This window comes from Sphingomonas sp. PP-F2F-A104-K0414, from assembly GCF_004340945.1.
GTDB lineage: Bacteria > Pseudomonadota > Alphaproteobacteria > Sphingomonadales > Sphingomonadaceae > Sphingomonas.
In genome coordinates this window covers 147,227-172,057 of sequence record NZ_SLYD01000006.1, presented here as the reverse complement: position 1 = coordinate 172,057, position 24,831 = coordinate 147,227, and the positions used below count along the sequence as shown (strand labels likewise).

20 protein-coding genes are annotated in these 24,831 nt (G+C 61.7%); 10 read left to right on the top strand and 10 right to left on the bottom strand.

All coding sequences use genetic code 11. From position 1 onward, the window contains the following. The first annotated feature begins 491 nt into the window (after positions 1-491). Together repC and C8J46_RS15810 are read left to right on the top strand one after the other, a co-directional pair. On the top strand, positions 492-1,841 hold the full coding sequence (gene repC / locus C8J46_RS15815) for a plasmid replication protein RepC (protein ID WP_132741240.1): 1,350 nt from the start codon (positions 492-494) through the stop codon (positions 1,839-1,841). 183 nt (positions 1,842-2,024) lie between these two features. After that, positions 2,025-2,900 carry a replication initiator protein A gene (locus tag C8J46_RS15810; RefSeq protein WP_132741238.1) on the top strand — a complete coding sequence of 292 codons (876 nt, stop codon included), beginning with the start codon at positions 2,025-2,027 and terminating at the stop codon, positions 2,898-2,900. Here the strand turns inward: C8J46_RS15810 and C8J46_RS15805 are convergent. Continuing rightward, entirely contained in the window at positions 2,897-3,691 is a 795-nt protein-coding gene (locus tag C8J46_RS15805; RefSeq protein ID WP_132741236.1) for a lytic transglycosylase domain-containing protein, read from the bottom strand. The genes C8J46_RS15810 and C8J46_RS15805 overlap by 4 nt on opposite strands. A 222-nt stretch (positions 3,692-3,913) precedes the next feature. Here C8J46_RS15805 and C8J46_RS15800 point away from each other — a divergent pair, with 222 nt between their 5' ends. Next, positions 3,914-5,206, top strand: a complete 1,293-nt coding sequence (locus tag C8J46_RS15800; RefSeq protein ID WP_132741234.1) for a hypothetical protein — start codon at positions 3,914-3,916, stop codon at positions 5,204-5,206. Positions 5,207-5,210: 4 nt separating this feature from the next. Here the strand turns inward: C8J46_RS15800 and C8J46_RS15795 are convergent, their stop codons facing one another. After that, the gene (locus tag C8J46_RS15795; RefSeq protein WP_132741232.1) at positions 5,211-5,480 is read right to left on the bottom strand and encodes a hypothetical protein; all 270 of its coding nucleotides are present in this window, start codon (positions 5,478-5,480) and stop codon (positions 5,211-5,213) included. Between the two features lie 232 nt (positions 5,481-5,712). Here C8J46_RS15795 and C8J46_RS15790 point away from each other — a divergent pair, with 232 nt between their 5' ends. Genes C8J46_RS15790 through C8J46_RS15780 form a run of 3 tightly spaced genes read left to right on the top strand, consistent with a single transcriptional unit; the run spans position 5,713 to position 11,059 of the window. Beyond that, positions 5,713-5,937, top strand: a complete 225-nt coding sequence (locus C8J46_RS15790; RefSeq protein WP_132741230.1) for a hypothetical protein — start codon at positions 5,713-5,715, stop codon at positions 5,935-5,937. Positions 5,938-5,949: 12 nt separating this feature from the next. Next, on the top strand, positions 5,950-6,804 hold the full coding sequence (locus C8J46_RS15785) for a toprim domain-containing protein (protein WP_132741228.1): 855 nt from the start codon (positions 5,950-5,952) through the stop codon (positions 6,802-6,804). Positions 6,805-6,841: 37 nt separating this feature from the next. Further along, positions 6,842-11,059 (top strand): strawberry notch-like NTP hydrolase domain-containing protein, encoded by a 4,218-nt coding sequence (locus C8J46_RS15780; RefSeq protein WP_132741226.1) that lies wholly within the window; start codon positions 6,842-6,844, stop codon positions 11,057-11,059. A gap of 337 nt (positions 11,060-11,396) precedes the next feature. Here the strand turns inward: C8J46_RS15780 and C8J46_RS15775 are convergent, their stop codons facing one another. From C8J46_RS15775 to C8J46_RS15740, 8 genes are all read right to left on the bottom strand, one after another. Continuing rightward, on the bottom strand, positions 11,397-11,873 hold the full coding sequence (locus tag C8J46_RS15775) for a nuclear transport factor 2 family protein (protein ID WP_132741224.1): 477 nt from the start codon (positions 11,871-11,873) through the stop codon (positions 11,397-11,399). 13 nt (positions 11,874-11,886) lie between these two features. Next, positions 11,887-12,864, bottom strand: a complete 978-nt coding sequence (locus C8J46_RS15770; RefSeq protein ID WP_243643441.1) for a serine hydrolase domain-containing protein — start codon at positions 12,862-12,864, stop codon at positions 11,887-11,889. A 425-nt stretch (positions 12,865-13,289) separates the two neighbouring features. Further along, the gene (locus C8J46_RS15765; RefSeq protein WP_132741222.1) at positions 13,290-13,676 is read right to left on the bottom strand and encodes an ester cyclase; all 387 of its coding nucleotides are present in this window, start codon (positions 13,674-13,676) and stop codon (positions 13,290-13,292) included. 177 nt (positions 13,677-13,853) lie between these two features. Then, positions 13,854-15,431 carry a carboxylesterase family protein gene (locus C8J46_RS15760; RefSeq protein ID WP_165886588.1) on the bottom strand — a complete coding sequence of 526 codons (1,578 nt, stop codon included), beginning with the start codon at positions 15,429-15,431 and terminating at the stop codon, positions 13,854-13,856. A 289-nt stretch (positions 15,432-15,720) separates the two neighbouring features. Continuing rightward, a complete protein-coding gene (locus C8J46_RS15755) occupies positions 15,721-16,704 on the bottom strand; it encodes an aldo/keto reductase (protein WP_132741364.1) in 984 nt (327 codons plus the stop codon). A 122-nt stretch (positions 16,705-16,826) separates the two neighbouring features. Continuing rightward, positions 16,827-18,032: an MFS transporter gene (locus C8J46_RS15750; protein WP_207894199.1), complete on the bottom strand. Its 1,206-nt coding sequence runs from the start codon at positions 18,030-18,032 to the stop codon at positions 16,827-16,829. Further along, positions 18,007-18,258: a hypothetical protein gene (locus C8J46_RS15745; RefSeq protein WP_132741218.1), complete on the bottom strand. Its 252-nt coding sequence runs from the start codon at positions 18,256-18,258 to the stop codon at positions 18,007-18,009. Before C8J46_RS15745 ends, C8J46_RS15750 begins: the two co-directional genes overlap by 26 nt. 218 nt (positions 18,259-18,476) lie before the next feature. Beyond that, positions 18,477-19,370 carry a LysR family transcriptional regulator gene (locus C8J46_RS15740; RefSeq protein WP_132741216.1) on the bottom strand — a complete coding sequence of 298 codons (894 nt, stop codon included), beginning with the start codon at positions 19,368-19,370 and terminating at the stop codon, positions 18,477-18,479. Between the two features lie 201 nt (positions 19,371-19,571). On the opposite strand from C8J46_RS15740, the gene C8J46_RS15735 reads away from it, so the two are divergent. From C8J46_RS15735 to paoC, 4 genes are read left to right on the top strand one after another with little or no spacing between them, the layout of a single operon-like run. After that, on the top strand, positions 19,572-20,882 hold the full coding sequence (locus C8J46_RS15735) for a multidrug effflux MFS transporter (RefSeq protein ID WP_243643440.1): 1,311 nt from the start codon (positions 19,572-19,574) through the stop codon (positions 20,880-20,882). A gap of 37 nt (positions 20,883-20,919) precedes the next feature. Beyond that, the gene (gene paoA / locus C8J46_RS15730; RefSeq protein WP_132741212.1) at positions 20,920-21,555 is read left to right on the top strand and encodes an aldehyde dehydrogenase iron-sulfur subunit PaoA; all 636 of its coding nucleotides are present in this window, start codon (positions 20,920-20,922) and stop codon (positions 21,553-21,555) included. Continuing rightward, a complete protein-coding gene (locus C8J46_RS15725) occupies positions 21,552-22,517 on the top strand; it encodes a xanthine dehydrogenase family protein subunit M (RefSeq protein WP_132741210.1) in 966 nt (321 codons plus the stop codon). Before paoA ends, C8J46_RS15725 begins: the two co-directional genes overlap by 4 nt. Then, positions 22,514-24,730, top strand: coding sequence for an aldehyde oxidoreductase molybdenum-binding subunit PaoC (paoC, locus tag C8J46_RS15720; RefSeq protein WP_132741208.1), 2,217 nt, complete (start codon positions 22,514-22,516; stop codon positions 24,728-24,730). The genes C8J46_RS15725 and paoC overlap by 4 nt, the downstream gene beginning before the upstream one ends. Positions 24,731-24,831: the final 101 nt, after the last annotated feature.

The following is a 24,831-nucleotide window of genomic DNA, read 5'->3' as shown; positions in this document are numbered from 1 at the left end:
CCCCCCTCTCGCGGACTCAGTGAGATAGGGTAACTGAAAGCACGAGCGATACTCTAAGCTGCTACTCTCGCCGAGGGAGGGACGCGTCGCGTGACGACGTGCCTCTCGTGCTTTCAGTTACTCTATCTAATGAAGCCCTTTTTTTGGTGCGTCCGAGATACGGAAACTGAAAGCACGAGAATTTCCTCGTCAAAGAAACCGAAAGCACGAGCCAACGCGAGCGACTTCCCATGCCGCTGCCGTTTAGGCTGTCGCTATCGCCGAGACCGGAATCACGGGAGGCGATCTCGAGGTCGCTTGGCCTCGCGAAACCTAATTGAGGGAATGCCGTGCAAAGAAGAAAAGCCCGGCAATAGGTCGGAGCTTTCGGAATTTCGGAAGTGCTGCGTAACAACAGCGGCATAGCCAAATTACGATGATGCAGCGGGAATGCGTGCCTAGCGCGCCACGGACTTCTGCGTCCGCACGGAAATCCAAAGGGGGTTCTCCGAATGAATTCTATTACCTTCGCTCCAGGGGCTGGCCATCGGCGAGTAGACGAACGCACAGCATCGACTGGACGGATCGCTGAAGGCTTTTCCGGGCTTCCCGAACGCGTAAGTCATCGGCATGTTCTAACAGCTTTTAAACGTGCGGCTCCCTATATTGGTGTACCATCTCGCCTTGTGCATGCGGTTGACACACTGATGAGTTGGTCGCGGGAGGTAGACTGGAGTGAGGGACAGCGCCCGATTGTCTTTCCTTCTAACGAAACGCTCAGTCAAAAGCTTGGAATTGGTATTCGGCAGCTTCAAAAGCTGCTAAACAGTGCAACGCGGTGGGGGCTGGTTGCACACCGCGACAGCGCCAATGGCAAGCGTATCGGAGCAAGGGGAAAAGACGGCCGGCTGATCTATGCTTACGGGATAGATCTTAGCCCGCTTGGCGTGCGCTACGATGAATTCGTCCGCATAGCTGACGAGGGGACAGAGGCGGACTTGCGCATAAATGTTCTTCGAAAGCGTCTTACCGCAGCGCGCCGCCGCATCAGCAGCCTGGTGCAGCTTATCATCGACGAGGAGATCGGAGGTGTCGATGCAACCGGCATCATCGAAAGCACTCAGTTGGCTACTCATCAGATGCGGAAGGTTCGGGATGAACGTTTGCTCCAGGCGTGTGTTTCAAAGCTGGAAGGTCATGCGGCAGCGCTCGATGAGCGCATTAGGACGGTTTCGGCGAGGGATAACGAGGAACGGGAACCGGTAAAAGATTCACCCTCGGGCGTCTTAAACGACACCCACTATACAACTACAAAACAACCACCCATTGCTAAAGCAACATACTGTAGAGGCTTGGCGAGAAGCAGTAGTCAGCGAGGCTACGACGTCCGTAACAACGAGCCGCAAAGTGAAGTTGAGGCGGACCTAGCCCATCACGGCGTTGATCCGAGCTTTATTGCCGCCGTGGCTCCCGAGTTCATTTCGTGTCCTCCCGAGCAAATGACATGGGGTATTATCATCGGTGACGCCGAGAGGCTCATTGCCCAAGCTGCAATCCCAGCCAATGTTTGGTATGAGGCTTGTCGACTAATGGGTCAGAAAGGCGCGGCAGCCTCGGTTATCGCGACGGCCCATAAACACGTTCGAGGCGATGTCGATCGCCCCGGAGCGTATCTTCGCGGCATGAATAAGAACGCCGCCTCGGGAAAACTGAACTTGGGGCGGACTTTTCATGGCCTGAAGGACCACGCCAAAAGGCAACCAGTCCGATCACTATCGAGCAGCTCAGACCTTCGATCCATAGGCCAGCTTTTGGCGACAGCGCTGAGGTCTGAAAGTCGGGTCGGGCCGGCATTGCTGTGAGTGTGGATAGGGTAACCGAAAGCACGAGGCCTAGCGTCTCCTTTCGTTGTACCCTGACGAGATCCGGCGATCGCGACCGATTGAACCGCCAAAGCTCGTGCTTTCAGTTACCCTATGTTCGACTAGGGGTGATTCTAGAGGATAGAATGATAAGAAGGGGGTGTATTGCAAAGGGGATCGATGATGGCGAAATCACCAGCGATAGCGCGGCAGATTTCACTGTTCGACATGGACAGCCCGCTTCACGGAAAAGTCCGCGGCGAGCGGAGCATCATGGACTACCCGTTCTTCGTGCTTTCGAAGAATGCGCACCTTGAGCCTATCGAGTACAAGCATGACCAGGTGACCATTCAAATCCGGCCAAGCGCAACCGGTGTTGCGACAATGTGGGACAAGGAAATCCTTCTGTATGTTGCCTCCCTCGTTGCGCAGGCGATAGCTGATGGCCAGATCTCAGATGAGGACGTGACTTTTTCAGCTCATGACTTCTTTCGCATCACCGGAGTCGAGCGACCGTCGGTACGCGATTACCGGCGGTTTGGTGAAGCGCTGGAACGCCTTCAAGGCACTCAGATAAAGACGAATATCGAGACCGGATCAAAAATCGACCGGGGCTGGTTCTCGTGGCTGTCCGAGGCGCAGGTCGAGTACGAGAAAATGGCGAACGGGGACGAAGTCCTTCGCTATGTGCGCGTCCGCCCATGCAATTGGCTATACCGCGCAATCAAACGTGATCAGCGGATCTACCATTATCACCATGACTATTTTCGTTTGGGTGCAATCGAACGTCGTCTTTACGAAATTGCCCATTGTTACTGCGAAGCTGGTCCAATCGACATCAATCTTGAGGAGCTTCATCACAAAATTGGTTCTATGGGTCCAATGAAACGGCTAAAGCAGCTTCTCAAGAGCATTGAAGCAGAAAACCGGCTACCAGAGTATGACGTCAGCTTGATCGAGGTCGTATCCGGCGAACGAACAGACTCGCTTGGTCGTCGCCGTAAATCCGTCACTACATCGGTTCGCATGAAGCCTAAGCAGAGGTCAATTTCTGCTTAGAAGCGCTGCATCGCGGCGACCTTGGTATAGCCCGCTGACAGATTATAGATCGGGGAAGGCGAGCGAGCTGGCGACGTCAGCCGCGACCAGTTCGCGATAATGGCTGAGACGTAAGCCTGTGTTTCGGTGATGCGCGGGACCATGCCGCCGTGCACGTGACCTGGACCTGCGTTATAGGCGGCCAGCGCCAAGTGAACTTGGCCGAAACGATCAAGCTGCTGCCGAAGATAACGGGCACCACCACGCATGTTCTGCAGCGGATCATACCGATCGACGCCGAGGCCAACCGCCGTCCCCGGCATTAGCTGCGCGAGGCCGTAGGCGTTCGCCGTCGATGTGGCGATCGGATTGTACCCGCTCTCGCGGATAATCATCGCATCGAACAAACCGGTCGGGATACCATGCTCGCAGGCCACCGCGCTCATCATCCCATAGTAGGCGGCACGACGCGCCTCCGCACTCCGGGCAAGAAACCCTGACGGACGATAGGACAGCGGAGCACAACCGGGTTTGAAAGAGACGGGCTGGATGGTGATCCCCCCGCGTAGCCAGCCCGGAACCTGGATAGATGAAAACGCCGCAATACCCGTGGGCTCGCCACTCATAATAGGAGCACCCACCGAGGTTACCGCCGCTGCAGCGATCTCCTGCTGCATGCGGAACTGAACGTAGCGGCGACTAAGATCATGGACTTGAAAGGCGTCCGGCAGCGGCGACGGCTTGGCTATTGCAGCTAATGGAGGGATCCCGGGCAAAGAGTTCGTGGCATCGGTGGGCAGACTCCCCGTCATCGAGATCAGCTGAACCTTCCGGAACGCTGAGCCCTTTGGAGCGGCCCCAGCTTGCGAACCGACGATCAGAGCGGCGCAAAGGCCAGCAGCAGCGAGTGGATAACGCACGGAAAACCCCCAATGGCCTTGATATCGAAGAGTTGAGATCAAGCGGTTTGTGCTTGTCAAGACCACCAGACCTGCCGAAACTGAGCCAAATCAGCGCCTGAAGGTCACTCGAACATGTGGTTGATCCACCGCGATACCGACGGAAACAGCGGGGATCGGATCCCGCTGCCGGCACCCCTGCATGACGCGCTGGTGCGCTGGTATGTCGGCGACGGCTCGTTCCACGACGAACAAGCTGGCGTGACGCTCGTCCAGAATGCCCGGATCGGACACCGCTGGATCGCCTGCGACTGTCTGGGACCGGGTAAGGCCCCGCCCATCCTGACGCCGGCTTACCTCTCCGAGGCCGAAACCTACTATTTGCGCCGGTTGACCAGCACCAAGCGGCCGGAGCACCGCACCGATTGCCCCTTCTTCCGCGACCAGGCCACCAATCGCATCACGGAAGTCAGGTCCCACAACACCCCGACCGATCCACCTTCAGGCTTTTTCGAAGTCTTGCGACCAGCGCCGGAGAAGCTCGCACAGCGGCCTGAGGACGACAGTCTCGACGATCGGACCCGCAACGCCTCGACCCCGCGGCTCGCGCGCCTCCTATGGCGCCTGCTCGACAGCGCGGGCTGCAATACGATTGCCCCGTTGGGTATGGGCTACGAATGGTCGATCAGGGAAGAGTTCGCATCGCTCGGCCGTGCGGCCGCCAAGATCGAGATCGCGCCGGGTGTCGAGCTGGCCAGGGCATTCTGGACACACGCGCGTCCCCTCGAGACGAACACGGTCTATGGCACGCTACGCGCACTGGCGCCGAAGTGGCCCAAGACGCATGCTCCGCAAGGCTTCGTGACGCTCTATGCAAAGGCGATCAAAGGCAATGAAATCCATGTGCCTGACGGTGAACCGGTCACCATCGCGACGCGCGTCCAATCGCCTTCGATCAGGGGTAACCACATCAGCGGACCGTACATCGTCCTTGTCGTTGCTGGCGAATATCCCGAGGCGCGCGGTTATGCGCCCCTGCGCGCCTATGCGCAGCCGATCTACAATGGACGCATGTTCGTGCCTGTGGAATCCGACTTCGAGCGCAAGGCGCTACGCGCAATCCTCGATACCCAGCGCGTGTTACATGCCCGGGGTGTCGACATGGCCATCAGCAAGCCGCTCTTCGATTCAATGACACCAAACGGCCCCTGCCGGCCCGACTTCATCCTGGAGGCGAGGTCGCGAATGACGGGGGAATTGCGGACGGTCGTGGTGGAGGCGATGGGATTTGAAAGCGACGAGTACGAAGCTGCTAAGGCGGTGACGCACCCTCGCATGGAGGTCCTGGGTGATCTCGTAACGCTAGATAGGTCCGAAATGGATCAGGATTCTGCGTCGACCAAACTGCTTCGGGTTCTGGATATTTGAGCGATCAGCTCCAAGTCATCGTCGCAGCAAAATAACTAACGATTCCAAGCGTTACCGGTGTCGACAGTAGATACAGCTTTTGCCAGCGCCACCACGCCTTTGGCAGGAAAAGCACGGCGCCACAAACACTACGAACATCTTCCCATGCCTTGTCACGGTACAAACCGTGGACCGTCACGGAGACTGACATAGCCATGGCGATTGCGCAGCACATAGCCGCTGCCAGATAAATGGCGATCCAGTTGGCAATCTCGACCTGCGAAAACTGGTTCATCGACACCTCGAATGAAAAAGAGCGCGGTCGACAAACCTGCGCAGAATGATTCTAGTTCCAAGAGCAGCTTAGCGGCGAGATTTTAGCAGCTGGTAAATGAGACGGTGCGCCACTTGGTCCGTCAAAAAAATGGAGTGGAGAGGGAGGGTAAGAAAAGGGTCGCGGAAAGCGGCCTTAACCTTCCACCCCAGGGCAGCCGGAAAAGGCAGCCTTCAGCACGAGGCCTGTAGCCATGACCAAGTACGTCCTTTTCATAAGGGACCACGGCGCCAAGGACGTCCTGGATTTCCATCCGAGCGAGATGTCCGCCAAAAAGGCTCTGGCCGCCTATGTGACGAAGAAGACAGGACGTGATCTGCCATCCGACCCGGAAGCGGCTGTCGAGGAGATCGCCAACTACTTCGATCGTGACAAGACCTTCTACGCGATCGCCGGCGTCCCCGCCGGTGCGCACTAAGGGGTATGGGACATGGCTATCATCGCCAATCGACCATCCCAGCACCTCGTCGATCTGGTCGGCGCGCTTGCCGGCACCTGGCACGGGAACAGCGCGATGTGTCGGTGCCCCGCGCATGCCGACGGTACGCCAAGCCTCTCGATCAGGCAGGGTGACCGCGGCCTGCTGGTGACCTGCTTTGCTGGGTGCGACGCTGGCGACATCCTGCGTGAGCTGGACCGGATACCAGTCGGGCGCCGATATGAACCGCCGGTTCCGGCCCAGGCAAAGGGTACGGCCAACATCGACCGGCTGTGGAACGAGGCCGTCAGTGTCTCCGGTAACCTGGCCGAGCGCTACCTCGCCTCGAGGGGGCTGTTGCCGGTGCCAACCGACGTCCGCTTCCATCCGCGCTGTCCGCTAGGTCCCAAACCCATGACTGTCTTCAAGCCGGCACTGCTGATCGGGGTCCGTGAAGCGCAGCGCCTGGTCGCCTTTCAACGCATTTTCCTGAAGCCCAATGGAGGCTATTCTCAGAAGGCGACGCTCGGCACGCTTGGTACCGGGGCATGGCGGGGCGGTGGCCTTAGTGCGACCATTGGCCTGGCCGAAGGATTCGAGACGGCGCGGGCTTGGTCTCGGATCCGCGGACTACCTTGCTGGGCAACGCTCGGCTCGCGCCGGTTCGATCTCGTGACGATCCCTGACAGCGTTACAAAGCTGATCCTCGCGGGCGATAATGATCTCGCCGGACGCCGTGCGGTCGCGCGAAGCATTGCTCGCTTCGCATCCGACAGTCGTGTCATCCAGGTCGATTACCCAGTGGGCTACAAGGACTGGGCCGAAGCGCTCGAGGCGGCAGAGAGGGGAGAGGGAGGGAGGCGGTGAGCTGTCGAATTGGCAGCGCGCAACAAGGGAACCTGCCATGTTCGATTTGTTCGATCTTCCGCCCGTCACCGATCACAGCGCAGCGGCAAGAATTGCCGGGTTGCTGGCATCGGGTACGCCGATCGCCCGCCGCGATCTGAACGAGGCGATGACAGCGGCCTTTGGCGGCTCGGACGCAGACGGACATTGGACGCAGCGTGACAGCTTCGAGATGCTCGAACACGGCATTGCGCTCCATCTCGCGTCGCGGCCGTACCAGCTCACTGGTATGTCGGACGTGGCACAGGCGTCGGCGATCATGACGATGCTGCCGACCCAGACGGTGCGCAGCGAGGAACAGATCGACCTCCAGCAATTCTCAACGCCGGTCGATATTGCGGCGATCGCCGTGCTGATGGCCGCGATCGGTCCGCACGACATCGTCCTCGAACCCAGCGCCGGCAACGGCTTGCTGATCGTTCAGGCACCGGCGTGCGCCAGCCTGCAGCTGAACGAAATCGACACGAAACGCCGCGAACGCCTCGCCGGCATTTTCCCGGACGCGATCGTCACCGGCCACGACGGCGCTGCGCTGGTCAGTCTGCACGCGCGACTGCCGAAGCCGACCGTGGTGGTGATGAATCCGCCCTTCTCGCGCAGCGTCGGTCGCGGCGCCGACGATCTAGCTGCACTTCGCCATCTCCAGGCAGCGATCCGGCGGGTCGCAAAGGGCGGACGGGTGGTGGCAATCATGCCCGACTGGTTCGCGCCGAGCGCACGGCTTAAGGCGGCCTATGAGGCGGTGCTGACCGGCTGCACGGTTCGGACCTCGCTTCGGCTGGAGCACTGCTACCGCAAGCACGGGACCGACATCGCTGTACGGCTCTACGTCATCGACAAGGTAGCAGGCGGCACGCCGCATACCGTCATTCAGCGCAGTTCGGTCGCGGGTTTCCTCGACGCCGTAACCATCCCGCCGCGGGCCTCGCTGGTGGCTGATACCCCGATAGCGGCACTGCCGGAGCCCAAACCCAGCCTGTTCGGCGCGGCGCGGCAAGCCAAGGCGACGGTTGCTCGTACCTATCATGCACCGGTGCGCAACACCGTACTGCCGGTCAGCTACAGAACGCTAGCTACGGCCGCACCTCTGGCCGACCAGGTTGGTTGCTATCTGCCCTACCGGCCAAGCCGGATCGTGTTCGACGTCGCCGGCGACCACCCGACCGCGCTGGTGGAATCCGTGGCGATGGGTTCGATACCCGCACCCATTCCGACGCACATTGCCCACCTTCCGGAGCGCACGGTGACGGAGCGGATGCTGTCCTCATCGCAGCTCGAGACTGTGGTCTATGCGGGCCATGCTTGGGGTCAGCTGCTCCCCGGGGCGTTCAAGCCTGCCAAGGAGGGCGTCGGGCTCACCATCGATCCCGAGGGCAGCCGTTACCGGAAGGGCTTCTTTCTGGGGGACGGCACTGGGGCGGGTAAGGGCCGACAGGTCGCGGCGTGCATTCTCGATAACTGGCTACAGGGTCGTCGCCGGCATATCTGGGTGTCGAAGAACGAACCGCTGCTCGAAGACGCGCGTCGCGACTGGACTGCGCTCGGTGGCATGTCGGGCGACGTACAGCCGGTCTCCAACTGGAAGATCGACCAGCCGATTAAACTGGACGAGGGTGTGCTCTTCGTCACCTACCCGACGCTGCGCTCGATGCGCTCCGACCATAGCCGCCTGCAGCAGATCCTAGATTGGGCAGGTTCCGATTTCGACGGGGTGATCGCCTTCGACGAGGCCCACGAGATGGGCGGCGTCGCCGGTGGCGAGGGTGCCATGGGCAAGAAGGAAGGCTCACAGCAGGGCATCTGCGGCGTGCTGCTGCAGAACGACCTGCCCGGCGCCCGGGTCCTCTACGCCTCGGCAACCGGCGCATCCGATGTGAACAACCTCGCCTACGCGGTGCGGCTTGGCCTGTGGGGACCCGACACCGCGTTCGCAGACCGCGAGGCGTTCATTGCCGAAATTCGCAAGGGCGGGATCGCAGCGATGGAACTGGTGGCGCGCGACCTGAAGGCGCTCGGTCTCTATACCTCGCGCGCGCTGAGCTTCGCCGGCGTCGAGTACGACGTGCTGCGGCACGCACTGACGCCGGCGCAGATCGAGATCTACGACACCTATGCCAAGGCCTGGAGCGTCATTCATCAGAACATGGAAGAGGCGCTGGAACTGACCGGCGTCGTCGACGGGTTCGAAAAGACGACGCTCAACAGCGGTGCCAAGGCCTCGGCACGCTCGCGGCTGGAATCGACCAAGCAGCGCTTCTTCGGGCAGGTCCTGCTCTCGATGAAGCTGCCGACGGTTATCGCCGCGGTCGAACAGCATCTGAAGGCTGACCAGTCGGTGGTGCTACAGCTGGTCACGACCGCCGAGGCGATCCTCGATCGACGCCTGGCCCAGATGTCGGCCGACGAGCGTGCGGATCCTACGATAGATTTGTCACCGACCGAGTATATTGCCGATTATCTGATGCGGGCGTTCCCGACGCGACAGATGCAGACCTATACCGACGACACCGGTACCGCGCGCTCGGCGCCGATGAGCGATGAGTTCGGCAACCCGGTCCATAACCCCGACGCGCTCGCGGCCCGCGACCAGATGCTCGAGCACATCTGTGCACTGCCTCCGATCAAATCGGCCCTCGACGCGCTGATCGAGCATTTCGGCACCGACATGGTGGCCGAAGTGACGGGGCGGTCGCGGCGTCTCGTACCGACGTCGGACGGTCGCCAGAAGATCGAGACCCGCTCAGGTCGGTCCTCCCAGGTTGAGGCCGCGGCGTTCATGGCCGGTACCAAGCGAGTGCTGGTCTTCTCAGACGCTGGCGGCACTGGGCGCTCGTACCATGCCAGCCTCGACGCCAAGAACCAGCAGCAGCGCGCCCACTTCCTGCTCGAACCCGGCTGGCGTGCCGATCGCGCGATCCAGGGGCTTGGTCGCACGCACCGTACCCATCAGGCGACGACACCGCTGTTCAGGCCGGTAACCACCGACTGCAAGGGCGAGCTGCGCTTCACCTCAACGATCGCGCGGCGCCTCGACAGCCTTGGCGCCCTCACGCGCGGCCAGCGGCAGACCGGCGGGCAAAACCTGTTCGATCCGGCCGACAATCTCGAAAGTGAGTATGCCAAGGATGCACTCCTGACATGGTTCGCGCTCCTCGATGGCGGCAAGCTGACCAGCACGACGATGGATGACTTCTGCTCGCGAACCGGCCTCGAGCTCCACGACAATGACGGCGTCCTGAAGGAAGAGCTGCCGCCCATCCAGCGCTGGCTGAACCGTCTGCTTGCGCTGCCAATCGGCCTCCAGAACCTGATCTTCGACGAATTCCTGGCACTCGTCGAAACCCGCGTCGCCGCAGCCCGCGAAGCCGGCACGCTCGATGTCGGTGTCGAGACGATCACGGCGGATACCGCGACGGTCCTCGACGACACGCTGCTGCGCACCGATCCCCTGTCGGGCGCGACCTCGCACCTTCTCACGATCGAGATCGCCCGCCGCAAGAATCCCATCTCGCTCGAACGTATTCTCGACCTCGCCAAATGGCAGGACGACGTCGCGTTCGTGGTCAACGCCCGGTCGGGGCGCATCGCGCTCCGGACCCGGGCACGGTCGTGGATGGACGACGATGGCCAGCCGATCGCGCGCATCGAACTGCAGCGTCCCTGCCGACGTGAGTATCTGCGCGAGGCCGATCTGCTGGAAACGGCATGGGACGTTGTCGACCGGGAGACCTTCGAGGCCAAATGGAGCGCGGAGGTCACCGAGGCGGCGGGTCAGGTCGATACCGAGACGATCCGACTGGCGACCGGCCTGCTGCTGCCGATCTGGTCGGCGCTGCCGTCGGACCATCTCGCGGTAAACCGGATTGCGGACGCCCATGGCAATTCGTGGCTAGGCCGTCTCGTATTCGACCAGCACGTCGTCCAGCTCTACACCAAGCTCGGAATCGCCAAGACCGACGATCTGCCGGTCGACGCGATCGCGCGATCGGTCCTCTCAGGCCGAAGTGTCGACGTCGTGCGGCCGTTCCCGATGATGCTGCGGCGCTCGATCGTGAACGGCAACCCGAGGGTGGAGATCGTGGACGCACCCGCCTCGCAGCTGCCCTGGCTGAAATCGCTCGGCTGCTTCGCCGAGATCATCGCTTACCGGACCCGCGTCTTCGTGCCGGCGACCGACGCAGAGGCTGTGTTAAGCCGGATACTGAAAGCCTCCTGATGGGGGTCAGCACATAGAACGGACCCAGTTGAACGCTAACGATTGGCTGTGACGGAAAACCTCCAAAACCGGGTTTGGGCCTACTCGGGCAAAGCGACAGGGTTTGTCGAACAGGCTGAGCCTCAATTAACAGTCGCGTCAGTGGCTTCGAGGGTGCCATCGGAAATTATGTGTTTTCCGTCACTCTAAGCTTTCCCGTTTTCCCATCGAAATTCGCAATTTCGAGAATTTCATTTCGGGAACAGATTTTGGGAAAGCGAAACCCGCCTGTGGCCGTGAGCCGATCTGCAGTGCCGTTTCCCCGCCCCACGTTCCCAATCGGGAAACGGCCGGCGAGCTATCTGCCGGCAGCGCTCCGCTGTTCGGCAGGCGTCGCGGCGCGGTGTCCGTAACTGAGGACGCTGGTGATCCGCCATGCGCCATCCTGCTTCGCCCAGACCATCACGAACTTGGCGATCCCTTCGCATCGGCCTGTCGCCAGTTCGCAGAAGCGGTGTTCGCCTTCCTCGATCGCACCATAGTCCTTGATCGGATAGATGTGGAAGGTCGCCGGGATCAACTCGCGCTTCACCTTCCCGCAGATGTATTTGCGAACGCCGTCCACCATCGCGTCGCGCTCGAACGTCGCGCCGCCAGTATCGTGGTAGAAGGCCACTTTCGGATCGAAATAGCCGGAGAAGGCCGGCAGATCGCAACGATTGTAGGCATCGAACACCTTGGTATCGAGCGTGCCGATCTCCGTCGTCAGCGGATCGGTCGGAGGCGGCACGGGTGTCGCAAGCAATGCCGCGGCAATGGCGATGGTGGTCAACATACTCGTGGTCCTGTCAGTTCATCTGGCCGCGAAGGAAGGCGATCAGCTTTGGATCGCTGCTGGTGCGCTCAAGGATAGGCAGGATGATCCGCCACCCGTTGTCGCTATTGGTCAGGATGACGATCCCGTCGCCGTTCGCGCGATCGATCGCGGCGAAGGTGAAGGCCCCGGCATCCTTGCCGGTGTGGAGCATCGTCGTGCCACCGGGAAAGCCGAGGAGCTGCCAGCCGAGTCCGAAGCCGGTCCAGCGCGGACAGCTGGCCGCCTTCGTTCCGGCACATATTTCAGGCGTCAGGTCGGCCTGCGATGTGCTGCGCTCCGCCGCCAAAGACGCGACGAGGCCCCGGTCGTTGCGGGCATCGATGAGGAAGCGCGCATAATCACGCGCGGTCGCGTGCGCCAGATCGGCAGCATTGTATCGCGTCACCCGCTCGACCGGCAGCGGCTTGCCTGTGTCGTCATACGGCACGGCGATCGGCACCGTCTCACCTTGCGCCGACACATAGCCTGACGCACGCATATGGGCCGGGGCGAACAGCCAGCGCTCGGCAAGCCTCTCGAACGACTTTCCGGTAACACGCTCGGCGTAGCGCGCGGCATATTGATACCCCTCGCCCGAATAGCCGGTGGTCGTGCCAGGATCATGATCGAAGACCAGCCCCTTTGCATCGCGCCAGTTCGGTAATCCGGTGCGATGGCTCAGCGCCATGCGGACCGTCAGCTTCATCCGCCGGGGATCGCGCGACAGGTCGGGGTCGCTCCAGTAACGGTCCATCGGCTCATCAAGCGACAGCTTGCCGGCCGACACCAGTCGCAGAATGACCTCTGCCGTCAGCGGCTTCGTCAGCGAGGCTAGATTGTAGGGCGTGGCGACGGTGGTCGCACGGTTGGGGCCAGCCATGCCCCAAGCTCCAGTCGAGACGATCCGTCCGTTGCGTATCACGGCGACTGAAGCACTCTCCACGCGCTGTTCGCGTAGGGTTGTGGTCATATCCGGAAGAGAGGCTTTGGCTCTGGCGTCCGCCATCGAGGCGCAAGCCAGCAGTCCCATCAAACTGCCGTGAACCGTCCGCTTCAGGAGATTGACTGTATTGCTCATGTGCAACAGTTAGCGGCGTCGACGTTTGGCTGCAACATGGATCGTATTTCCATCGCGGTGACGAACGTGAACCGCTCCAGAGATTCCCAGAATACCATCCTATTTCGAGAATTGAAGCTGGCACGGGCCGCATCGCAAAAGGGGTTCGTTTTCGGGAAAGCCGGCTCAACCGCTTTCACCCATTAACGATGGTCACTCCGACCCGAGAGCGAACATTCTGATGCGGGGTTCTGACACTGACCAATCCGCGGAAAAGCGCGACGTTTGAGCCGATGCCAGAACTGACCGATTGTGTAACCAATCAAGCATTAAAACGGCTACACGGCAGCTACGTTTTTCTCGATCTCGGCCTTATCCATTACCGACCAGACCTCCTGAATCTTTCCGTTAGCGAAGCGATAGAAGACGTTCTCGTGGAAAATCACGCGTCGGCCGTTCACGTCGATATCTCGGAACCTGCGTTTCGGATGGCAGTCGAACCGGAGTCGGGCAGCGATGTTCGATACGTCGGCGATCAATAGCTCGGCGGTGAAACGGAGATCGGGGATGTCGCTCTGATCGTCAGCGATCATTTTACGATAGCCCTCTAAACCGACGGATTGCCCGTTATGGATGACATTCTCGGCGACGAAGCGTTCGAGCTGCGCGAGGTCCTTGGAGTTCAGATAATCGAGATATGCGTGGTAAGTGATCTCTAAGTTCATAGGCTCAATCCTTCCTGCTCGCGCTTTAACAACCCCGAATAGCCTCCGCAGATTTTGCAGAGATTAAACGACTGCACGAGCTACAGCTAGCAGCCGAACGCGCTAGTGTCAGGTTGCCCCCGCTACCGGACTTCTCGGCTACCCGTGCAGCTAAGGAGCACCCTATCCCTCAGCACTTTAGTAGGTGCCCGAGCGATCCCAAAAATCGCAGCGGTGGAAGGCGGCAAACTTGCCTGACTCCATCTTGGCGCCAGTGAGCTTGAAGCTCATCACTTCATCGCGCTTGGCGTCGAACCGGTTCCATTCCGTCCGGGAAGGAAGATCGCTGACGTGCGCAAAATAGTCGACCATCTGGTCCGACAGTTTTTCCTGCAACGGGTTGAGCTTCACCGTCACATCGGCCCCACCCCGGAAACCGGGGAATATGTAAGCCAACTCATAGGTGTGCGACGCCAAAAGCGGAAAGGTGGTCGGGGCGACGTAGGTTGGCGCGGTGCCGTCGCTAAACTCATAAGCGTACACCGGGATTTTGTCGGCCAGCCACCGGTTCAGGGTGCGTCCCGTGCAGGCGAACAGGCTGTCCGTCGCAGCTGCGGCAAACGCTTCGCTCGGGCTGTCGTAGCGGTCGAGCGGATATTCGAGCGCGACCTTGGGAGCTAGCGCCGCGCCAAACTGGCGTTTCAGCCAGACCGGATAGTCCGCCACCGTCATCGCCTTGCCGGACGCCAGTTCGGGGAGCGCGACGAAGAACCGCCCTTCATCGTGGGTATTGCCGTTGACCAACGTCACATGATTGATCCGGCCCGTCCGATAGGCATCCGCAGGATGTATCGGCAACACGGTGCCATCGATGATCGCCTCGTTGAGGAGATAGTTGGTCTGGGTATCAAGAACGCGCTTGGTCGGCAGCGCGCGCAGACAGGCGGCTGTGTCGGCCGTGCACCCCACTTCCTTTGCCAGCTGGTCACCAAGCACCTCAGCGAGTGCCAGCGGCCGCGGCGCACCGAACGCCGGGTAGCGTTTTATCTCACCGGCACCGCTCATTGCGATCGCGTGCTGGAAGGTGCCCGCAGCCAAAGGAGACGCGATCTGGAGCATCACGCTGTTGCCGCCCGAGGACTCGCCGGCGATTGTCACGTTGGTCGGATCACCGCCAAATGCGCCGATATTCTGCTTGATCCAACGAAGCGCCGCCTGCTGATCGAGCAGCCCGTAATTGGCGGATGGATGACCCTCATTGTCCAGCGCCTTCTGCGCAAAGAAGCCGAACACGCCGAGACGATAGTTCAGTGTGACGACAACCGCCTTGCCGCGCAGCGCCATCTTGGTCGCGTCATAATCCGCCCCTTGTCCGACCTGGAGCGACCCGCCGTGGATCCAGACGAACACGGGCAGCTTCTGCCCCGCCTGCGCTGCGGACGCACTGCGATAGACGTTGAGATAGAGGCAATCCTCGCTCCCGCCGGCGCGCGCGAACACACCGAGATCGGCGTTCTGCGCGCAGCTTGACGCAACGGTGTTTGCCTTTCGTACGGCGGTCCATGGCTTCAACGGCTGGGGCGGCTGCCAGCGCAAAGCGCCAACTGGCGGGGCCGCGAACGGGACGCCTAGCCAGCTTTGCAGGTCACTTCCGGCGACACCGGACAGCGGACCTTGAGCGGTTACGACATCGAGACCCGACTGGGCAGCGACGGGTGGCGCGCCGAACATGCTCAACGAGGCAAGGGTAGCGGCTACAGTGTGTCGCAGGGTCATCGTCAACGGCATTCGTTTTTCTCCGTGGGTCGGCAGAAGCCGATAAATATTATTCAGCATCTGTCGCCTCGAGCGGGTGCCGTCGGCACGCCGCCCCGTCACCCCTGGCACGAAAGTGGCATGTCCCGCCTCGACGGGACTGTCCGCTTAACATTCGCAGCGTGTCGGGAGCGTTACGGAAAGGGCAATATTCGAAATCGACAAACTTGCCGTCACACCGGAAAGGGACGTGCCGATAATAGCAGCCCGTCCCTTGTCCCGGCGCGAATACAGATTTCGCGTATTTTTACTAACGATTGACCATCTTCATGCCCTGCGCGGAATAACGCTCACCCTGGACAGGGATAGCGGCAAGGATGGCGGCAAGCTTCTGCAGATCGTCAGAGTTCAACTCGACAGAGGCGCCTCCGACATTCTCCTGAAGACGGTGAAGCTTGGTCGTACCGGGGATCGGCACGATCCAGGGCTTCTGCGCCAGCAGCCATGCGAGCGCGACCTGCGCCGGCGTCACACCTTTGGCCTCTGCCAGCGATCCGATCTCCTCGGCCAGCTTATGGTTCGCGGCTCGTGCCTCAGCCTGGAAGCGAGGCAACGAATTGCGGATATCGCCCTCGGGGAAGCTGGTGCCGGCATCGATCTTGCCCGTCAGGAAGCCCTTGCCCAGCGGGCTGAACGGCACAAAGCCAATGCCGAGCTCCTCGAGGAGCGGCAGGATCTCGGCCTCTGGATCTCGCGTGAACATCGAATATTCGCTCTGGAGCGCCGCCACTGGCTGCACAGCGTGAGCGCGCCGGATCGTCTGGGCGCCCGCCTCCGACAGACCGAAATGCTTGACCTTGCCTTCTGCGATGAGGTCCCGAACCGCACCTGCCACCTCCTCGATCGGCACATCCGGATCGACGCGGTGCTGGTAGAAGAGATCGATGCGATCGGTCTTCAATCGCTGCAATGACTGATCTGCGACGATCCGGATGCGCTCGGGGCGGCTGTCAAGCTGGCCCGTACGCGGACTACCGTCCTTCCAACCGAATTTGGTCGCGATCACGACCTGATCACGGAAGGGAGCAACCGCCTCGCCCAGCATTTCCTCGTTCTCAACGCCGTAAGCCTCGGCGGTATCGAAGAAGGTCACGCCCAGGTCATGGGCGCCGCGGATCAAGGCGACTGCGTCGCTGCGCTCAGTGGCAGCTCCATAGCCGAACGACAGCCCCATGCAGCCGAAGCCGAGGGCGGATACCTGAAGTCCGTTCGTGCCGAGTAAGCGTGTGTCCATCTGTCTTTCTTTCGCGGTCATTGTCGGGGCATGCGGTAGAGATCTGATGTGGGACCGGCTCGGCCAGAAGATTACCACCGGATTTCGGGAAGGACCTATAAGCGGTCCTGATAAATCACTGATCAGGATACAGCTGAAGGGGCGGTTCGGCTCAACAAGGCGATCGGCACCGCGGCCAAAAGGATTGCGGCACTGGCGAGGAACTCGGTCTGCGGGCCGAAGGCATCGTAGATAATGCCACCGCCGGCAGCTCCGGCCATGATCGAGAACTGTACGATCGCGACGACCAGCCCGCCACCAGCCTCCGGATCATCGGGTGCCGCACGCGTAACCCAGGTCCACCAGCCAACCGGTGCCGACGTGGCGAACAGGCCCCAAAGAGCGAGCAATGCTGCGACAATCGCAACCGAACTGCCAAACATCGTCAGCCCGACGGCAACCAGCGCCAGAACAGCAGGGAATACCGCAAGCGCGAGGTGTAGCTTCCTGCCGATCACCCGACCGACCAGCATCGTTCCGATAAAGCCGGACACCCCGATCAGCAGAAGCAGCGAGGAAAGAGTACCGACGCCAACCCCTGTGACCTGCTCAAGGAAGGGGCGCAGATAGGTGTAGAGCGAATATTGCCCCATGAAGAAAAGCGCCGAACCCAGGAGACCGATCAGCACCGACCGGCGACGGAGCAGGGTCATGAAGCCTGTGCCGCTTGTCCGCTCCCGATACGGAAGGCGGGGAAGCGACACTGCCTGCCAGATGACTGCCGCGACGGCCAACGGCACGACGCAGAAGAACGCGCCGCGCCAGCCGATCAGGCCGCCAAGGAAGCTGCCAGCTGGCGCGCCAACCACTGCTGCAATGGCACTGCCGCCATTAAGCACGGCCAGCGCCTTCGGAACCGATGCAGGCGGCACGAGACGCATCGCGATCGCTGCGGACATCGACCAGAAGCCTCCAATCGCAATGCCGAGCAACGCACGCCCGGCCATCAGCAACGCGTAGTTCGGTGCAAGGGCCACCAGCGAACCGGAGACGACGAGGAGTGCCGTCAGCGCGAGCAGCACGTGACGTCGATCGCGTCGGCCGATCACCCGGCTGAGTGACAAGCTGGCGACCATCGCGAAGAGCCCGGAGATGGAGATAGCCTGTCCGGCCTGGCCCTCTGTCAGCTGCAGGTCGTGTGCGATCGGGCTGAGCAGGCTGATCGGCATGAACTCCGACGCGACCAGCACGAAGGTGCAAAGCGTCATCGCAAAGAGCGCGCCCCAGGCGGCCGGAGACGAGGAAGTGGCGCCGATGTCGACGTCAGCGCTGGCCGTGATGCTGGCCATGATCGATGTCCTTCAACTTTGATGAGCGGGCACGGGCGGCACGCGTCACCGCGCCGGCATTGGCAGCTTGAGCTTCGAAATGGAGGTGCCGGAGAGGGCTTCTTCCAGCCGGCATAAAAGCCAGTTGAGCCATTGCCTTGCCGAGCGGCGCGTCGGTCAAATCGTTCTTCAGCACACGTTGGAATTGGAAGCCGAGTTGCTCCGCATCGCCATTGGCCGTGAGCAAGACAACGGCGACGACCCCACCGCACCGGTTCGCGTCAGCTCGCGCCTGGCCAAGCCATTGAATTGCTCGGAATTCGTTTCGTACATCGGAGCCCCTTTTGCCGCCGGCAGAGCCCTGACGGGGGCGCCTGACTGCAACGCAAACGTAAGCCCGAAACGTTCTACGGATTAGACGCTAAGTTCCGCATGCTCTTATCAGATGTGCTTATCAGTAAACGGTTAGGCCCGGTAGCGCAGCGCATCGACCACAAGCGCGAACGCAGCAGAAGGCTGACGTCTGCTAGAATAGAAGAGGTGGAAGCCAGGGTACGACGGGCACCAGTCTTCCAGCACCGTGCAGAGCGTTCCCGCTGCCAGGTGCGGTTGCGCAGCTTCCTGCGGCATGAACGAGAATCCGAGACCATCCAGTGTCGCCTCCAGGATCAAGGCCATCGTGTTGAACACGCACTGGCCTTCGACGCGAACGTTGATCTCGTGGCCGTCTTTCTCGAACTCCCACGCATACAGCCCGCCGTGCGTGGGCAGGCGTAAGTTGATGCAGGCATGTGTCAGAAGACCCTGCGGGGTGGTCGGTGCTACCCTGTCCTGCAGATAGGCCGGCGCCGCGACGACGATCATACGCTGTTCGGGCCCGATCGGCACGGCGATCATGTCTTTGGCGACCATCTCACCCAAGCGAACGCCGGCGTCGTAGCGCTCGGCGACGATGTCGGTCAGGCCATAGTCCGTGATGATCTCCACGTTCACGTCCGGATAGGCTTTCAGCAAGGGGGCAAGCCGCGGCCAGACGGCTGTTCTGGCAGCATGCTCGGTGGAAGTGATGCGGATCGTACCGGCAGGAGTTTCCTTCAGCGCACTGAGCGCTGCGATCTCTGCGCGGATCTCCTCCAGTTTGGGTGAAACCCGTTCAAGCAGTCGGGCGCCTGCATTTGTCGGCGCCACGCTGCGTGTCGTGCGGTCGAGCAAGCGAATGCCGATCCGCGCTTCAAGCGCCCGCACCGTCTGGCTCAGCGCCGATTGCGATACCCCGAGCAGGGCTGCGGCACGCGTGAAGCTGCCCTCGCGCGCGACCGTCAGCAGCACCTCCACGTCGTCGAGCTTGGCCTGAGCCATTAAGAAGCAATCCTTATAAGGGTATCCCGATTGCCGCCTCTAATCGCAGGCAAGCGCAAAGGCCACATGTCGAGCAGCGGCGGGAAACCGCCGGGCCAAAAACAAGGGTAGCATTCATGAGAGGTCGCAAGCCTGGGCGAGGGGCGAACAGCTGGTTGGCGATCGCTTCCAGCTGTCGCCTGCCAAGCCTTCGCCGGTCGCGTGGAGAGGCTGCGCCGCTGCAACCTCTTTGGCGTTGAAACCGGCGAGAGCATTATCCTCGGATCGTTGAATAGAGAGGCTATGCCGCAGGCATCCATTATAACCCGCGACGCCGCACCGCTGAAAGTCGTGGTGGTGCTCAGCGCCATGATGGCCTTTGCGTCTATCTCCACCGACATTTATCTGCCGGCTCTCCCGACATTGAAGCAAGCGTTCGCGGAAAGCTCCGCAAACGTGGAATGGACCCTGTCAGGGTTTCTCGTCGGGTTCAGCATTGGGCAGCTCCTCTGGGGGCCGATCAGCGACCGGTACGGTCGCCGCTTGCCCATGCTGGCAGGCATTGTCCTTTTCATCATCGGGTCGATGGGCTGTGCCGCAGCGACGACGCTCTGGCATCTGATTGGCTGGAGGGTAATCCAGGCCGCAGGTGCCTGCGCCGGGCCAGTGATCGCACGCGCGATGGCGCGGGATCTCTACGGTCGCGACCGCGCGGCGCAGCTCCTCTCCACCCTGATGCTGGTGATGGGGATTGCACCGCTGCTTGGTCCACTGGTTGGTGCCCAGGTTCTTCACGTCGGCAGCTGGCGCACGCTGTTCTGGATGCTCGCTGTCATCGGTGCCGTCATGATTGCAGCGGTGTGGCGACTTCCGGAGTCGCTACCTGCCGACCGGCGGTCGACTACGCCGATACAGGCAGCGCTGGCCGGCTATGGCGTACTTCTCCGGAACCGCACCATCATGGCTTATGCCCTGGCCAGTGGCTTCTACTATGCCGGCCTCTATGCGTATCTCGCCGGTACGCCCTTTGCCTACATTACCTACTACAAGGTTCCTGCCGACGCTTACGGCCTGCTGCTCGGGCTGGGCATCATAGGGCAAATGGCGCTCAACCTGATCAACCGGCGTTATGTCGTGCAGCTCGGAAGCGAGCGGATGTTCCGGTGGGGCGCTACGCTCGTCGCTGTATCGGGGCTGTGGTCGGGTGCTGCGGCGTGGACTGGCGTCGGCGGACTGCCGGGTCTGGTCGTGCCGTTGTTCGTGTTCCTGTCGGCAAACGGGCTGTTTATTGCCAATGCCGTTGCCGGAGCGATGGAGGCACAGCCGGACCGTGCTGGTGCGACATCGGCGCTGGTCGGCTCGATCCAGTTCGGCAGCGGCATCTTTGGGTCGGCACTCGTCGGCTGGTTTGCCGACGGGACACCCCGATCGATGGGCGCGGTTATCGCCGTCACGGGGGTTTGCAGCGTCGTCGCTGCCCAATTCGTCAGCCGCAAAACGCGTTCGACCGCGGCGATAATTCAGCAATGTTAGTGACGGCCACGATGCGCGGACCGGGAAGGACAGGGAAATGAGCAGCTCAAACGACATGGAGATCTCCCGGCGGGGAGTTCTGGTGGGAAGCGCCGCGGCTGTGGCGTTGACGACTGTGTCCGCAGCGGACGCGCAGACCGCTCCGGTTCAGCCGAAGCCGGCAATGATGAAGGTCACCATGAAAGTGAATGGCCAGCGCCGTTCGCTGGAGATCGACACTCGGACGACACTGCTCGATGCGCTCCGCGAGCATCTGCAGCTGACGGGCTCCAAGAAAGGCTGTGATCATGGTCAGTGCGGTGCTTGCACCGTCATGGTCGGGGGCACCCGCATCAATTCGTGCCTGAGCTTGGCCGTGATGCACGAAGGCGACGAGATCACCACGATCGAGGGGCTCGGCACGCCGGACAAGCTGCATCCGATGCAGGCGGCGTTCGTCAAGCACGACGGCTATCAGTGCGGCTACTGCACCCCCGGGCAAATTTGCTCGGCCGTAGCGGTACTGGGTGAGATCAAGGCGGGTATCCCAAGCCACGCGATGGCGGACGTCACTGCGAAACCGCAGGCCACCAACGACGAGATGCGCGAGCGGATGAGCGGCAATATCTGCCGCTGTGGCGCCTACTCTAACATCCTCGAAGCGATGACTGAAGTCGCGGGAGCGAACGCATGAAGCCCTTCACCTATGAGCGCGCCAAAACTCCCGCCGAGGCAGCCGCGCTTGTCGCCAACCGTCCAGGCGCAAAGTTCATCGCGGGCGGGACCAACCTGCTCGATCTGATGAAGCTGGAGATCGAAACGCCGACGCATCTCGTCGATGTCCAGGATTTGAAGCTCGATCGGATCGAGGCGACGCGCGATGGCGGACTGCGGATCGGTGCGAACGTCACCAACACTGCACTGGCGTCCGATGACCGGGTCCGTCGTGATTATGCGGTACTGACCAAGGCAATCGTCGCAGGTGCCAGCGGGCAGTTGCGAAACAAGGCGTCGACCGCGGGCAACATCCTGCAGCGTACCCGGTGCCCGTATTTTTACGACCCCAACCAGCCATGCAACAAGCGCAAGCCGGGGTCAGGATGTGCTGCGATCGGCGGATATTCCCGCCAGCTGGCCGTTATCGGTTCGTCTGATGCCTGCATCGCCACCTTCCCCGGCGACATGGCGGTTGCGCTCCGGGTCCTCGATGCAACGGTAGAGACGGTGAACCCGCAAGGGACAACCCGCGCGATTCCGATGGCCGACTTCCACCGGCTGCCCGGGAGCACGCCCCAGTTCGACAATACTCTGCAACGCGGCGAGCTGATTACGGCTGTCACCCTGCCCAAGCCGCTCGGCGGTCAGCATTTCTACAACAAGGTCCGGGATCGTGCGTCCTACGCGTACGCGCTCGTATCTGTCGCCGCGGTGATCCAGCCCGACGGCACCGGCCGGGTCGCGGTAGGCGGTGTCGCCCACAAGCCGTGGCGGGTCGAGGCGGCGGAAACGGCGATGCCGCAGGGTGCCCGCGCCGTGGCGTCGCGCCTGATGGCAGGTGCCAAGCCGACGGAGGACAACGCGTTCAAGGTGCCACTGGTCGAGCGGACGCTCGCGGCGGTGATGCATGACGCAGGTATGAAGAAGGTGGCAGCATGAAGTTCGAGACGCCTGCGGGCACCAATCCGATCGATCAGTTGAAAGTCGTCGGCAAGCCGACCGATCGTATCGACGGCAAGTTCAAGACCACCGGCACCGCACCTTACGCCTATGAGCGGCACGACGTCGCCCCGAACCAGGCCTATGGTTACATCGTTGGATCGGCGATCGCCAAAGGCCGCATCAGCTCGATGAATGTCGCCGATGCCAAAGCCGCGCCTGGCGTACTGGCGATCGTCTCGACCCTGGACCACAAACCCTTGCCGCTCGGGCAGCAAAACACTGCCAGTCTGTTTGGTGGAGCCGAGATCCAGCACTACCATCAGGCGATCGCCATGGTCGTCGCGGAGACGTTCGAGCAGGCACGCGCTGCCGCGAACCTGATCCGCGTCGATTATGCACGAGGAAATGGCAAATACGATCTCGAGGCGCTTGCACCGACCGCCCCGCTGGAGGGTGGCGGCAGCGGTGAAGGCAGCGGCGCGCCACCGATCGATCGCGTTGGAGACTTCGATGGTGCCTTCGCCTCGGCGCCGGTGAAGCTCGACCAGCAGTACACGACGCCAGGGCATAGCCATTCCATGATGGAACCGTTCGCGACGATCGCGGCGTGGGATGGCCCGAAGCTGACGGTGTGGACGTCTAACCAGATGATCGCTTGGGCGAAGCGCGACGTCGCCAAGACACTGAGCCTCAGCCCTGAGAACGTCCGTGTGGACTCGCCCTATATCGGTGGCGGGTTTGGCGGAAAGCTGGCCATTCGCGCCGACGTGCCGCTTGCCGCACTGGGCGCGCGAGCGGCAGGTCGCCCGGTAAAGGTGGCGATGCAGCGGCCGTTGATCGCCAATAATACGACGCACCGTCCTGCCACCATCCAGCGCATCCGGCTGGGTGCCACCCGCGACGGCAAGATCACCGCGATCGCGCACGAGAGCACATCCGGCAACCTGCCCGAGGGGAAGCCCGAGACCGCCGTCGCGCAGACCAAGCTGCTCTACGCCGGTGCCAACCGCATGACGCTGATGAAGCTCGCGGTCATGGATCTGCCCGAAGGCAACGCCATGCGTGCGCCGGGCGAGGCACCGGGGTTGATGGCGCTTGAGATGGCGATGGACGAGATGGCTGAGAAGCTGGGCATGGACCCGATTGAGTTCCGCATCGTCAACGACACGCAGGTCGATCCCGAGAAGCCGCAGCGGCCGTTCTCTCAGCGGCAGCTGATCAAGTGCTTGCGCGAAGGCGCTGACCGGTTCGGATGGAGCCGACGCAACGCGAAGCCCGCATCAGTGCGCGAGGGGCGCTACCTGATCGGCATGGGAATGGCCGCGGCATTCCGTAACAACCAGCTGACTAAGTCTGCCGCGCGGGTTCGCCTCGATGGCAAGGGCATCGTGACGGTCGAAACCGACATGACCGACATCGGTACTGGCAGCTATACGATCATCGCCCAGACCGCGGCCGAGATGATGGGCGTCGAGCTGGACAAGGTCGTGGTGAAGCTCGGCGACTCCGATTTTCCTGCCGCAGCAGGCTCAGGTGGCCAGTGGGGTGCGAACAACTCGACTGCGGGCGTTTATGCAGCCTGCATCAAGTTGCGCGAGCAGGTGGGGCAGCGGCTAGGCATGACCGGCGACCTTCAGTTCACGGACGGAGAAGTCCGTGCAGGAGGCCGCAGTGCCAAGATCGCCGACGCAGCCCGCAACGGTCCGCTGACCGCCGAGGACTTCATCGAGTATGGGGACCTCGCCAAGAAGTACCAGCAATCGACCTTTGCGGGTCATTTTGTCGAGGTCGCGGTGGACTCGTTCACCGGCCAGACGCGTATCCGCCGGATGCTCGCAGTCTGCGCGGCCGGGCGCATCCTCAACCCGAAGTCCGCACGCAGCCAGGTCATCGGAGGCATGACAATGGGCGCAGGTGCCGCACTGATGGAGGAACTGGCGGTCGACAAGCGCTTCGGCTTCTTCGTCAATCACGATCTGGCGACGTACGAAGTGCCGGTCCACGCCGACATCCCGCACCAGGAAGTTGTATTCCTGGACGAAGTCGATCCGATCTCATCGCCAATGAAAGCGAAGGGCGTTGGAGAACTGGGTATCTGCGGGGTCGGCGCAGCAGTTGCGAACGCGATCTACAACGCCACCGGCGTCCGTGTACGCGATTATCCGATCACGCTCGACAAGCATCTCGACGCGCTGCCGGCACTGACGTGATTACGGTCTCGTCAGGCATGCCGTCCGACATGCAACCGAAGGGACCGGCAAGTGACGGCGCCGGAGCGCGAGGTCCGTAAATTGCGGCATACCGGACACGC

What these genes read in the sequence shown, in the direction of transcription:
- C8J46_RS15760 (WP_165886588.1), bottom strand. Translation starts at nt 15,431, where the DNA reads ATGACCCTGCGACACACTGTAGCCGCTACCCTTGCCTCGTTGAGCATG.
- paoC (WP_132741208.1), top strand. Translation starts at nt 22,514, where the DNA reads ATGAAGTTCGAGACGCCTGCGGGCACCAATCCGATCGATCAGTTGAAA.
- C8J46_RS15810 (WP_132741238.1), top strand. Translation starts at nt 2,025, where the DNA reads ATGGCGAAATCACCAGCGATAGCGCGGCAGATTTCACTGTTCGACATG.
- C8J46_RS15795 (WP_132741232.1), bottom strand. Translation starts at nt 5,480, where the DNA reads ATGAACCAGTTTTCGCAGGTCGAGATTGCCAACTGGATCGCCATTTAT.
- C8J46_RS15725 (WP_132741210.1), top strand. Translation starts at nt 21,552, where the DNA reads ATGAAGCCCTTCACCTATGAGCGCGCCAAAACTCCCGCCGAGGCAGCC.
- paoA (WP_132741212.1), top strand. Translation starts at nt 20,920, where the DNA reads ATGAGCAGCTCAAACGACATGGAGATCTCCCGGCGGGGAGTTCTGGTG.
- C8J46_RS15785 (WP_132741228.1), top strand. Translation starts at nt 5,950, where the DNA reads ATGGCTATCATCGCCAATCGACCATCCCAGCACCTCGTCGATCTGGTC.
- C8J46_RS15805 (WP_132741236.1), bottom strand. Translation starts at nt 3,691, where the DNA reads ATGACGGGGAGTCTGCCCACCGATGCCACGAACTCTTTGCCCGGGATC.
- C8J46_RS15750 (WP_207894199.1), bottom strand. Translation starts at nt 18,032, where the DNA reads ATGGCCAGCATCACGGCCAGCGCTGACGTCGACATCGGCGCCACTTCC.
- C8J46_RS15770 (WP_243643441.1), bottom strand. Translation starts at nt 12,864, where the DNA reads ATGACCACAACCCTACGCGAACAGCGCGTGGAGAGTGCTTCAGTCGCC.
- C8J46_RS15800 (WP_132741234.1), top strand. Translation starts at nt 3,914, where the DNA reads ATGTGGTTGATCCACCGCGATACCGACGGAAACAGCGGGGATCGGATC.
- C8J46_RS15765 (WP_132741222.1), bottom strand. Translation starts at nt 13,676, where the DNA reads ATGAACTTAGAGATCACTTACCACGCATATCTCGATTATCTGAACTCC.
- repC (WP_132741240.1), top strand. Translation starts at nt 492, where the DNA reads ATGAATTCTATTACCTTCGCTCCAGGGGCTGGCCATCGGCGAGTAGAC.
- C8J46_RS15780 (WP_132741226.1), top strand. Translation starts at nt 6,842, where the DNA reads ATGTTCGATTTGTTCGATCTTCCGCCCGTCACCGATCACAGCGCAGCG.
- C8J46_RS15740 (WP_132741216.1), bottom strand. Translation starts at nt 19,370, where the DNA reads ATGGCTCAGGCCAAGCTCGACGACGTGGAGGTGCTGCTGACGGTCGCG.
- C8J46_RS15775 (WP_132741224.1), bottom strand. Translation starts at nt 11,873, where the DNA reads ATGTTGACCACCATCGCCATTGCCGCGGCATTGCTTGCGACACCCGTG.
- C8J46_RS15790 (WP_132741230.1), top strand. Translation starts at nt 5,713, where the DNA reads ATGACCAAGTACGTCCTTTTCATAAGGGACCACGGCGCCAAGGACGTC.
- C8J46_RS15755 (WP_132741364.1), bottom strand. Translation starts at nt 16,704, where the DNA reads ATGGACACACGCTTACTCGGCACGAACGGACTTCAGGTATCCGCCCTC.